General features: G+C 64.3%; 10 protein-coding genes. 1 reads left to right on the forward strand and 9 read right to left on the reverse strand.

Annotation, left to right across the window (positions count from 1 at the left end; all coding sequences use genetic code 11):
- From KUF59_RS33765 to KUF59_RS33775, 3 genes are all read right to left on the reverse strand, one after another.
- On the reverse strand, nt 1-1431 hold the full coding sequence (locus tag KUF59_RS33765) for a cell wall hydrolase (protein WP_258767586.1): 1431 nt from the start codon (nt 1429-1431) through the stop codon (nt 1-3).
- A gap of 554 nt (nt 1432-1985) precedes the next feature.
- Nucleotides 1986-4907: a pyruvate, phosphate dikinase gene (gene ppdK, locus KUF59_RS33770; RefSeq protein ID WP_258767587.1), complete on the reverse strand. Its 2922-nt coding sequence runs from the start codon at nt 4905-4907 to the stop codon at nt 1986-1988.
- 96 nt (nt 4908-5003) lie between these two features.
- Entirely contained in the window at nt 5004-5159 is a 156-nt protein-coding gene (locus KUF59_RS33775; RefSeq protein WP_212401465.1) for a DUF3096 domain-containing protein, read from the reverse strand.
- A gap of 237 nt (nt 5160-5396) precedes the next feature.
- Between KUF59_RS33775 and KUF59_RS33780 the strand changes: the two genes are divergently transcribed.
- A complete protein-coding gene (locus tag KUF59_RS33780; RefSeq protein ID WP_212458852.1) occupies nt 5397-5747 on the forward strand; it encodes a DUF1236 domain-containing protein in 351 nt (116 codons plus the stop codon).
- A gap of 200 nt (nt 5748-5947) precedes the next feature.
- Here KUF59_RS33780 and glyS read toward each other — a convergent pair whose 3' ends face one another.
- The 6 genes from glyS to KUF59_RS33810 all read right to left on the reverse strand — a co-directional run bounded on the left by glyS (nt 5948) and on the right by KUF59_RS33810 (nt 11644).
- Nucleotides 5948-8044 carry a glycine--tRNA ligase subunit beta gene (glyS, locus tag KUF59_RS33785; RefSeq protein WP_258767588.1) on the reverse strand — a complete coding sequence of 699 codons (2097 nt, stop codon included), beginning with the start codon at nt 8042-8044 and terminating at the stop codon, nt 5948-5950.
- A complete protein-coding gene (locus KUF59_RS33790; RefSeq protein WP_258767589.1) occupies nt 8044-8976 on the reverse strand; it encodes a glycine--tRNA ligase subunit alpha in 933 nt (310 codons plus the stop codon). Before KUF59_RS33790 ends, glyS begins: the two co-directional genes overlap by 1 nt.
- 221 nt (nt 8977-9197) lie before the next feature.
- On the reverse strand, nt 9198-9389 hold the full coding sequence (locus tag KUF59_RS33795; RefSeq protein ID WP_212401469.1) for a hypothetical protein: 192 nt from the start codon (nt 9387-9389) through the stop codon (nt 9198-9200).
- Between the two features lie 106 nt (nt 9390-9495).
- Nucleotides 9496-10404 (reverse strand): S49 family peptidase, encoded by a 909-nt coding sequence (locus KUF59_RS33800; protein ID WP_212458855.1) that lies wholly within the window; start codon nt 10402-10404, stop codon nt 9496-9498.
- Nucleotides 10405-10620: 216 nt separating this feature from the next.
- Nucleotides 10621-11424 carry a tRNA1(Val) (adenine(37)-N6)-methyltransferase gene (locus tag KUF59_RS33805; protein WP_258767590.1) on the reverse strand — a complete coding sequence of 268 codons (804 nt, stop codon included), beginning with the start codon at nt 11422-11424 and terminating at the stop codon, nt 10621-10623.
- Nucleotides 11417-11644 (reverse strand): putative signal transducing protein, encoded by a 228-nt coding sequence (locus tag KUF59_RS33810; protein WP_212458857.1) that lies wholly within the window; start codon nt 11642-11644, stop codon nt 11417-11419. The genes KUF59_RS33805 and KUF59_RS33810 overlap by 8 nt, the downstream gene beginning before the upstream one ends.
- Nucleotides 11645-11764 lie beyond the last annotated feature (120 nt).

Below are 11764 nucleotides of genomic sequence, written 5' to 3' on the forward strand. Positions count from 1 at the left end.
TTAGCGAGTCGCGCTCATCTCGGCCGAGCTCTTGGCTTCCTGCGCGAGCTCGGCGGAGATCGCCGCGGTCTGCGCCGCCGTGCCCCAGGCCGGCGCCTCGCTGCCGTCGCCCCAGTTCCGTGGCCGGTAGAAGGTATGCACACCGGTCTTGTACATCTTCTTCATCTCGGCGACCCAGGACGGCCGCACCCAATAGGCATGGTAGTGCGTGGACTTGCCAACCTCGGGCAACCAGATCTGGCCGTCGAGCATCGCCTTGGAGATCTTCTTGGCGCGCTCCCACATGTCGGGCTCGCGGATCACGTCGGCATTGTTGTCGCACGCGAAGGTGAACTGGCAGGCGAGATGGCGATACTTGTTCTGGTAGACGACACCGCACACGGTGTCCGGATATTTGCCTGAGAACACCCGGTTCATCACCACCTGCGCCACCGCGATCTGCCCGCGCACGGCTTCGCCGCGGGATTCGAAGTAAACGGCTTCCGCGAGGCATTTTTCCGATTTAGCGCGCGACTTGTCGTCCAGCGCCAGACGCTCCGCCGGCGATCTGACGCGCTGATCGTCCGCGTTGACCTCACCCTTGGGCGCGACGCTCTCGCCGCCGTCGGTCGCCTTCGCAACATCCTCCGAAGGCGGCGGCAGTGAGGCCATCACCTTCATATCGGGGTCGGGCATCACGATCAGCGGCTCGGCGCCGGGCTGCCAGCTCTCGATGCTCTCGATATTGCCGCCGAGCGAGGAGCTGCCGAAGAACAGATTTGACGTCTTGATACTGAAGGGATCGCGCTGCGGAACCTGGTCCGCGGGCTTCACGTCGCCGCGCGGCTGCGAGGCGAGCGCCGCCTCGGATTTCGCCGGCGCATATTGCGGCAACGGCGGCGCGCGCAGCGCCTCCTGCAATTCCGGGTCGAGCGCTGCTGACTCAGGCGAGGAGAAGCTGGCCGGGGCTTCGGCTGTCTTGGCGCCGAATACGGAGCTGTTTGATGTCGCGGGGTCCTGCGCCGCGGGCGCTGATGGCGCCGACGTCTCCGACGGAGTGGCCGACGGCGTAACGGTCGCGAGACGATCGCCCTTCAGCGTGCGATCGACCCTGGGAAAGTCGGAAGCCTGGTAGCGCAGCGGGATCTGCACGACGGGATTGCGCGTGATCGCACCGGTGATGTCGCCATTGTCGAGGCTCGCAAGCCGGTACGTCGCGCTCTGCGGCACCGACGTGCCGATCGGACGCGAGAAGCTGTAGGTGGCGAGCTGGATCGAGGACGCCGCGGAAAATACCTGCTTCTGCCAGCGCTCGGCGACGCCGGGTTGGCGCGCCAACAGCGAAGCAATGTCCTGATAGCCGGTCTCTCTCGGCATCAATGCGAAGATGCAGAGACCGATGCCGAAGGACGCGAACCGCGCGCCCTTCGGATGGTTACGCAACACAAACATCGATACGCTCACGCAACGCTTACGCTAGTTCGCTTTGATCGAACTTCAGTACATCCGTGCAATTCGATCTTTTTCGTTGGTATCTAATTTAGGTTGCCGGGGAGTTAATCGGAGTTGCGCGCGCACCACAGACAAGCAATCGCAGGTGTTTTCACGGGACGATCGCGTGTGTTGGTGAACAGTCGCTGGAGCGAAGCGGTAAACAACTGGTCAACGCAAATGGTGAAGGAACCCTTCACGCGCGTCTCATTGCGGGACAGTGTGAGAGTTCCATCGCTGCGAAGAATGATTCCGCATCACTGCATCTGCGTCACCACGTGCTTCCACATCACCGCTGTCATGCCCCGGCTTGACCGGGGCATCCAGTACGCCGCGACCTCTCGATTCAATCACTGCCGTCTCTGGAATACTGGATCGCCCGCCTCCGCGGGCGATGACAGCGAGAGCGTGGCACGCGCGTGCCTCACACCCATCACCGCGAGCGCGTGGACACACACAAACAAAAGAGGCGGAGCCCTGCCCCGCCTCTCTCAATTCGTATCTCGCGCTCGCGTTTACGCCTGGCTTGCGACCTGCTTGCCGATTGCGGCTTGCGCTGCTGCGAGGCGGGCGATCGGCACGCGGTAGGGCGAGCAGGAGACGTAGTCGAGACCGATATCGTGGCAGAAGGCCACCGAGGCCGGATCGCCGCCGTGCTCGCCGCAGATGCCCATCTTGAGCGAGGCGCGGGTCTTGCGGCCGCGCGCGACGCCGATTTTGACGAGCTCGCCGACGCCGTCCTGGTCCAGCGCGACGAACGGATCGATCGCGAGGATGCCCTTGGACACGTACGGACCGAGGAAGCTCGCGGCGTCGTCGCGGCTGATGCCGTAGGTGGTCTGCGTGAGGTCGTTGGTGCCGAACGAGAAGAACTCGGCGCTCTCCGCGATCTCGCCCGCGAGCAGGCAGGCGCGCGGCAGCTCGATCATGGTGCCGACCTGATAGGCGAGCTTGGTGTTGGTGTCGCGCATCACGGCCTGCGCCATCGCATCGATACGCGCCTTGACGAGATCAAGCTCCATCTTGGTCGCGATCAGCGGCACCATCACCTCGAGACCGACAGCCTTGCCGGTGCGCTTCTGCGCCTCGACCGCCGCCTCGAAGATCGCACGCGCCTGCATCTCCGCGATCTCCGGGTAAGCAATCGCGATACGGCAGCCGCGGAAGCCGAGCATCGGGTTGAACTCCGACAGCTCGCGCGCACGGTCGGCCAGCCGTCGCGGATCGGTGTTCATGGCGCGCGCCACTTCCTCGATCTCGGCGTGGGTGTGCGGCAGGAACTCGTGCAGCGGCGGATCAAGCAGGCGGATCGTGACGGGCAGGCCCTTCATGATCTCGAACAGCTCGACGAAGTCGGCGCGCTGCATCGGCAACAGCTTTGCAAGCGCGGCGCGGCGAGCCTGCTCGTCCTCGGAGAGGATCATCTCGCGCACGGTGCGGATGCGGGTCTCCTCGAAGAACATGTGCTCGGTGCGGCACAGGCCAATGCCCTCGGCACCGAACTTGATCGCGGTGCGCGCGTCCTCCGGCGTATCCGCGTTGACGCGGACACCGATCTTGCGAGCCTGGTCGGCCCAGTTCATCAGCGTGCCGAACTCGCCGGAGAGCTCCGGCTCGATCATCGGCATGCGGCCGGCGAGCACCTGGCCGAGCGAGCCGTCGATGGTGATGACGTCGCCGGTCTTGAAGGTGCGCGGGCCGATGCTCATGGTGCCGCGGCCATAGTCGACACGGATGGTGCCGCAGCCGGAGACGCAGGGCTTGCCCATGCCGCGCGCAACCACCGCTGCGTGCGAGGTCATGCCGCCGCGCGTGGTCAAGATGCCTTCGGCGGCGTGCATGCCATGGATGTCTTCCGGGCTGGTCTCGATGCGGACCAGAATGACCTTGCGCCCATCGGCCTGAAGTTTTGCCGCCTCGTCCGAGGAGAACACGATCTCGCCGGAGGCCGCACCGGGCGAAGCCGGCAGGCCGGTCGCGATGACGTCGCGCTTGGCGTTGGGATCGATGGTCGGATGCAGGAGCTGGTCGAGCGAAGCCGGATCGATCCGGGTCACCGCTTCCTTCTTGCTGATCAGGCCTTCATTGGCGAGCTCGACCGCGATGCGCAGCGCCGCCTTGGCGGTGCGCTTGCCGCCGCGCGTCTGGAGCATCCAGAGCTTGCCGCGCTCGACGGTGAACTCCATGTCCTGCATGTCGCGATAGTGCTTCTCGAGCATCGTGTAGATGCGCGTCAGCTCCTTGAAGGCTTCCGGCATCGCCGATTCCATCGACGCCTTGTCGGAGCCGGAGTCCTTGCGCGCCTGCTCGGTGATGTCTTGCGGCGTGCGGATGCCCGCCACCACGTCCTCGCCCTGCGCGTTGATCAGGAATTCGCCGTAGAGCTTGCTCTCGCCGGTCGAGGGGTTGCGCGTGAACGCAACGCCGGTCGCCGACGTATCGCCCATGTTGCCGAACACCATGGCCTGCACGTTGACCGCGGTGCCCCAGGATTCCGGAATGTCGTGCAGCTTGCGGTAGGTCACCGCGCGCGCGTTCATCCAGGACGAAAACACAGCGCCAATCGCGCCCCACAATTGATCGTGCGGATCCTGCGGGAATTCCTTGCCCGTCTCGCGCGCAACCGCATCCTTGTACTTGCCGACCAGCTCGACCCAGTCGTCGGCAGTCAGGTCGGTGTCGAGCGAGTAGCCCTGGCCGTCCTTGAAGGTGTCGAGGATTTCCTCGAAGTGATGATGCTCGAAGCCGAGCACCACGTCGGAATACATGGTGATGAAGCGGCGATAGCTGTCATAGGCGAAGCGCCGGTCGCCCGACAGTTCCGACAGCGCCTCCACTGTCTTGTCGTTGAGGCCGAGATTGAGAACGGTGTCCATCATGCCGGGCATCGAGGCGCGCCCGCCGGAGCGCACCGAGACCAGCAGCGGATTTTTGGTGTCGCCAAAAATCTTTCCGGTGAGCTTGCCGACATAGTCGAGCGCCTTCTCGACCTGCGACTGCAGTTCCTTCGGATACGATTTGTCGTGCGCGTAGAAATACGTGCAGACCGAGGTCGGAATGGTGAAGCCGGGCGGCACCGGCAGGCCGAGATTGGCCATTTCGGCGAGGTTCGCGCCCTTGCCCCCAAGCAGGTTGCGCATGTCGGCTTTGCCCTCGGCCTTGCCGTCGCCGAAGGTGAACACCCACTTGCCGGCCTTCGCCGGCGCAGCCTTGACTGGAGCAGCCTTGACTGGAGCGGCCTTGGCCGGCGCCGGCTTTTGCACAGGCTTGCTGACGGGCTTGGCAGCCACTTTGGCGGCAGGCTTGGCAGCCACCTTGGCCACCGGCTTCACAGCGCTCTTCTTCAACGCCTTGCGCGCCGGAGGCGCAGCTTTGGCTTTGACAGAAGACTTTGATTTCGCTGGCATTTTCTTAGGCTTCGAGGCGGCTTTGGCCATAGCTTGCACACAACCTGCGAGAGGGATCGGAAATCGCGCGCCTTACACCATTTTGGGCGGCATCGCGCAAGTCGGACTGAAGGGGGATGGGGGACGTCACAGATGGAGCCATTTCAGGAGCCCGAGCCCGATCGCGCCGTTCAGGATCAGGAAGATCGCGACGATCAGGTTGAGCAGCCGGGGCATGATCAGGATGAGCACGCCCGCAATCAGCGACATGATAGGCGAGATGTGGGCGACGGTGATGTGCATGAAATATCCTTCTGAAGCTTTGCGGGAGAACCTTCCGCGAATCGCGGGCGGATCATAGCGGGGCCGGTTCCGCGAGTAGAGACGCTCGAGCAAGCCTGCGGGTTCCGGCCATCGCGAAAACTGCCTGAAATTGCCGCGAATGCGGCGGCGCTTTCCTCGGAACATTGAACGGAGGGAGGCATTGGCAACCGGTCGCGCAATATGCGCGGCCCGAACTCACTTGCGAAGGAGTTGCCTATGCGAATTCTTGCCCTTGCAGCGCTTGCGGCCGCGATCAGCGCGCCGGTCGCGGCAAACGCGCAAGCCGACATCACGGTGGGGCGCGCACCTGGCGTTGTGGTCGAACGCGGTGCCAGCATCGCGGTCGACCAGCGATCGGCCTTCCGCGACTACGTCGTCGAGCAGCGCGTGCCCACCTTCACCGTTCCGGATCGCATCGTGGTCGGCGGCGTGCTGCCGGAGGCCGGCATCACCTATTACGACGTGCCGCAGCGCTTCGGCGCGACGACCTATCGCTACACCGTCGTGAACGGCGAGACCCTGCTGGTCGAGCCGCGCTCACGGCGCATCGTCGAGGTGCTGGACTAGACTAGATGTCCGCCGCGCCAATTCGAAACTGGCGCGCAACAACCAACGACGGACATCAGGCCCCGCCCGGTTTTCCCCCCGCCGGGCGGGGCATTTTTGCAAACCGTCATTCCGGGGCGCGCGAAGCGCGAACCCGGAATCTCGAGATTCCGGGTTCGGTGCTGCGCACCGCCCCGGAATGACGGGTGTGGGGCACGAGATCAATCCTGGATCTTCGAAAAATCCGCGACCGCACGCGTCGCGCTGCGGATTTCGTTGAGCAGTTTTAGCCGGTTCTCGCGCACCTTCGGATCATCGTCGTTGACGCGGACCTTGTCGAAGAAGGCATCGACCGGCGGACGCAGCTTTGCCATCGCGCTCATCGCAGCGGCGAAGTCTTCCTTCGCAACCGCTGCACGCGCCTCGGTCGTCACCTCGCCGATCGCCTTCGCCAGCGCCTTCTCCTCAGTGAGGCTGTAGAGCGCCGCATCGGGCGCGCCGTCAAAGGTGCGCTTGTCCTTCTTCTCCTCGATCGAGAGGATGTTGCTGGCACGCTTGGTGCCGGCGAGCAGGTTCTTGCCGTCGTCGCTATCGAGAAATTTTCCGAGCGCCTCGACACGGCGGACGATCATCAGGAGATCGTCCTGGCCGCCGAGCGCGAACACGGCATCGACGAGATCATGCCGTGCGCCCTGCTCGCGAAGCTGGACTTTCAGGCGGTCAGCGAAGAAGGCGAGAAGATCGCTCGGCAGCTTGCTGGCGTCCGCAGCGACGGACAGTCCCGCGAGCGCGGACTGCGCCGCCTTGAGGACCGGCAGGCGAAGCGCATTTTCGACAATCAGCCTGATCACACCCAGCGCCGCGCGACGCAGGGCATACGGGTCCTTCGATCCCGTCGGCTTCTCGTCGATCGCCCAGAAGCCGGCGAGCGTGTCGAGCTTGTCCGCCAGCGCCACCGCAACGCTCACCGGATCGGTCGGCACGCGGTCCGCGGGCCCTTGCGGCTTGTAATGCTCCTCGCACGCGGCCGCGACGGAAGCGTCCTCGCCCTGGGCCAGCGCGTAGTACTTGCCCATCAGGCCCTGCACTTCCGGAAATTCGCCGACGACTTCGGTGAGCAGGTCCGCTTTCGCAAGCTGCGCAGCACGTGTCGCCTTCGCAACGTCGGCGCCGACCAGCGGCGCAAGCTCCGCCGCCAGCCGCTCAATGCGCTTGATGCGCGCGGCCTGGGTGCCGAGCTTCTCGTGGAACACGATCTGCTCGAACTTTGGCAGCCGGTCTTGTAGCTTCGTCTTCAGGTCCGTCTCGTAGAAGAACTTCGCATCCGACAAACGCGCACGGATCACGCGCTCGTTGCCGGCGATGATGGTCGCTCCACCGTCGGTCGCCTCGATATTGGCGACCAGAATGAACTTGTTGGCGAGCTTCCCCGTCTTGGGATCGCGCACCACGAAGCATTTCTGGTTGTTGCGAATGGTGGCGCGGATCACCTCGGCCGGCGTTGCCAAAAACTCTGCGTCGAACGAGCCCATCAGCACGACCGGCCATTCGACGAGGCCCGCGACCTCGTCGAGCAGGTTCTGGTCCTCGACGAGCTCAAAGCCTTGCGCGAACGCGAGCTCCGTAGCGTCGGCAAGGATCGAATCCTTGCGCCGCTCGGGGTCGAGCACGACTTTTGCGTCCAGCAGTTTTGCCTCGTAGTCCTCGAAGCGGCGCACCTGGATGGCAGCCGGCGCGAGGAAGCGATGGCCGTAGGTGGTCTGCCCGGTCTCGATGCCGTCGACCGAAAACTTCACGACATCGGGCTCCTCGGTCTCCAGCCCAAAGGTCGCGGTGATCGCGTGCAGCGGACGCACCCAGTTCAGCGAGCCCGGCTTGCCCGAGCGCGCACCCCAGCGCATCGATTTCGGCCAGGGGAAGGTGCGGATGATGACCGGCAAAATCTCGGCAAGCACGTCGATCGCGGCGCGGCCGGGCTTTTCGATCAGCGCGATGTAGAAGTCGCCCTTTGGGTCGCGTTGGATCTTGGCTTCGTCGAGCGACTTCAAACCGGTCGCTTTGAGAAAACCTTGCACGGCCGCGTCGGGCGCGCCCATTTTCGGTCCGCGGCGTTCGGTCTTGAGGTCCGGCTGGCGCGCGGGGATGCCGTGCACGGTCAGCGCGAGACGGCGCGGCGTCGCGAATGCCTTGGCGCCGTCATAGACGAGGCCCTCCGCGACGAGCTTGTCGGTGACCATGCGGCGCAGATCATCCGCGGCTTTCGCCTGCATGCGCGCGGGAATCTCTTCCGAGAACAGCTCTAGCAACAAATCGGGCATCAGGCCGCTCCGCCCGCTTCGGTATGTATCCAGGCTTCGCCGCAGGCCTTTGCCAGTTCACGCACGCGAAGAATGTAGCTCTGCCGCTCGGTCACGGAGATGACGCCGCGCGCATCGAGCAGGTTGAAGACGTGGCTCGCCTTGATGCACTGGTCATAGGCCGGCAGCGCCATCAGGTGTTCTTTTCGATTACCCTCGCGCCAGCCGGCCGCAAGATACTTTTTGCAGGCCTCCTCGGCCATCTTGAACTGCTCGAACAGCATTGCGGTGTCGGCGACTTCAAAATTGTGCCGCGAATATTCCTGCTCGGCCTGCAGGAAGACGTCGCCATAGGTGACCTTGGCGTCACCGTCGCGGCCGTTGAAGTTGAGGTCATAGACGCGGTCGACGCCCTGCACATACATCGCGAGGCGCTCGAGCCCGTAGGTGAGCTCGCCCGCGACCGGCGCGCACTCAAAGCCTGCGACCTGCTGGAAATAGGTGAACTGCGACACTTCCATGCCGTCGCACCAGCACTCCCAGCCGAGCCCCCAGGCGCCCAGTGTCGGGCTTTCCCAGTCGTCCTCGACGAAGCGGATGTCGTGCACGGCGGAATCAATGCCGATCGCGGCGAGCGATTTCAGGTACAGCTCCTGAAGGTTCGGCGGCGACGGCTTCATGATGACCTGGAACTGGTAGTAGTGCTGCATCCGGTTGGGATTTTCGCCGTAGCGGCCGTCCTTGGGCCGACGCGACGGCTGCACATAGGCCGCATTCCAGGGCTTTGGCCCCAGCGCCCGCAAGGTCGTGGCCGGATGGAAGGTGCCCGCGCCCATCTCCATGTCATAGGGCTGCAGGATCACGCAGCCCTGCTCGGCCCAAAAGCGCTGGAGCGCGAGGATAAAGCCCTGGAACGAGCGTTCCGGGCGCATATGGGCGGGCAATGAGTCCATCGTCAGTTCAGGCTCTCGCGGGGGGTTTTGAATCGCGCGGGACCGTATCGACGGCGGAGATGGGAATCAAGGCAAAGGGGGGCGGAAACGCGGCCCAACGACCGTCATTCCGGGGGGGTCCGCAGGACCGAACCCGGAATCTCGAGATTCCACAATGCGCGATTACGCATTGGGGTTCGCCCTTTCGCGCGCCCCGGAATGACAGCGTGTGAAATCGAAAACTACCCCGGCCGATACGCCCCGGTGACGGGGTCCCGCTTCAACGTTCGAATTTCCCCGGCATGGGCGGCTTCAGCGACGCGCGACAGGCGCATCTCTTCCAGCTCCTGGTTGATCCGGACGGCGGTCTTGTACGCCCAGCGAACCACGGCAAGTCCACCCAGAACGCCCGCGAATGCAACGAACGGCGGCATCTGTCGATCCTTGTTCAATGCTCAGCCCCCACACGTATTCTCGCGCAAAGGGGCGTCTCCTGCAATCGGATGCCCAGGGACCAAATGGCGCGGCAACCGCCTGACCTCAGAACCCGAATTTCGCCCAAATCGCCCGCGTTTCCAGCGCCGAGATCAGATCGTCCGGCAGGGCCGACAGCCCCTCCAGGGCTGAAAGCTGGCCCGCGCCGGGAGATTTGCGGCCCAAAAAGCCCGACAACAGCCCGGTCGGCTGGGCGATCACGGGCGTGAGAACCTTCTCGCCATAGCGGGCACGAAGAGTTGAGCGGAGGTCGCCGATCCCGTCGGCGAGCCCAAGCGAGACGGCGCTCTCGCCAGCCCAGTATTCGCCCGTGAAGAGAGTATCCTCAGTGCCCTTCAGCCGCGCTCGACGGCTCTCCTTCACCAGCGCGATGAAGATCTGATGGATCTCGCGCTGGATCGATTTCAGCCGCGCCACGTCATCAGGGTTTTCGGGCAGGAACGGATCGAGCATCGCCTTGTGCTCGCCGGCGGTATAGAGGCGGCGCTCGATGCCGAGCCTCTTGATCGCCTCCTGGAAGCCAAAGCTGCCGCCGACGACGCCGATGGAACCGAGGATCGAGGAGGGATCGCAAAAAATCTCGTCGCCCGCGCAAGCGATCATGTAGCCGCCGGAGGCCGCGACGTCCTCGACGAACACCAGCACCGGCAGTTTCTTCTCCGCCGCGAGCTGCTTGATGCGTAAGTAGATCTGGCGCGACTGCACCGGCGAGCCGCCGGGCGAGTTGATCACCAGCGCCACCGCCTTGGCGTTGCGGACCGAGAAGGCGCGCTCCAGGACGCGGGCGACGCCCGCGAGCGTCATGCCCGGCCGCAGCGGCGTCACCGCGCCGATCACACCCGACAGCCGCACGACGGGCACGACCGCGGCGCCCGGACGAAAGCGCGCGGGCAGATATTCCTTGAGTTTATCGATCAGGCCGGACTCTTTGCCATCATTCGAATGTTCGGCCATGCCGTTACCTCATTTTAACCGATTCTTATCACGCGACTGTCATTGACATCGCCGGAACGTGTTTTGCAAAGCAGTCGCCGAGCGGCTGCAATGGCGCAGCGGAGAACGACATGAAGATTTATCTGCTGATCATGCTGATGGGCGCGCTTTTCACGGCGATTCGCTTCACCACGGCGCAGGAACAGCAGACGAATTCGCTTCCCCAGTAGATCGACCTCACGGCTGCGCCAGCGGCAGCACCGCTCTCCCCTCGAGAATTTCCCTCACATTCTTCTGCACCTGTTTTTTGGGCACGTCTGACTCTTCGTTGAGCAAGAGGTCGTTGAGCATCAAGCCTTGCAGGATGCGCAGCGGCGCCCTGCCCCCTTTGACCGCGCGCACCAGCACCCGGATCGCAGGGCTCGACGCATCGCCATGAACCGGCAGCACGGCGAGACTGCCAAACCCCCGTGATAGCGCTGCCAACACGTCGGTCAATCCATCCGCGCGCCAGATCAGGGTCAGTACGCCGCCGGATTTGAGGATGCGGCGGGCGGCATGCACCCAGGCCTGCAACGTGTCTTCGGACGCGACATGCGCGCTCTGGCGCGCCTGGTCCGGCGAAGCGCGATGGCGCGCCGGATCGTTGAAGGGCGGATTGGTCAGGATGACGTCGACGCTGTCAGGCGGCAGGCCGCTGGCCGCGAATGTCTCAGCGTCAGCGGTGACGTCGAGCACCACCGTTTCGGCCGGGATTGAATTCGCCGCTGCATTGGCGCGCGCAAGACGCGCAAGGTCCGGATCAATCTCGACCAGCACCAGATCGATGCCCCCGACGCGGCGCGCAAGCGCTAGTCCCGCCGTGCCGACGCCCGCGCCGAAATCGACCACGCGCGCGCCGGCGTATGCCGACGTCGCCGCCGCAAGCAGGACCGCGTCGTGCCCGGCGCGGTGGCCGGAGCGCGGCTGCGTCAGGCGCAACTGTCCGCCGAGAAACGCGTCCTCGGTGACGTCGAGTTCCGTGGCCGCGAGCTCAGTCATCGGGGCGCAGTTCATGGCTGAGGCCGGCCTCGGTGAGGAGCTGGCGAGCCTCGCTGGCGTCGTCCTCATGAACCAGGATCCGCCGCGGCAGGATGCCGAGCGAGCCCTCGATGATGCTCATGTTCTGGTCCAGGACCAGATGGTGGATGTTCGCGCCATCGAGCAGCGCGCCGATCGCCGATACCAGCACCATGTCGTTGGTCCGCACCAGTTCGCGCAAAAAAGCCTCCTGCCTGAGGGCAAATACGGGGGAAATGTCAATCAGTTCCCGCTCTTGCCGCATCCGTCCGCAGTTTCTATTGTCTAGGAACCGAAGATAGCCCGTTCCGGGCAAATATTG

The organism is Bradyrhizobium arachidis, from assembly GCF_024758505.1.
In the GTDB taxonomy this organism is placed as follows: Bacteria; Pseudomonadota; Alphaproteobacteria; order Rhizobiales; family Xanthobacteraceae; genus Bradyrhizobium; species Bradyrhizobium manausense_C.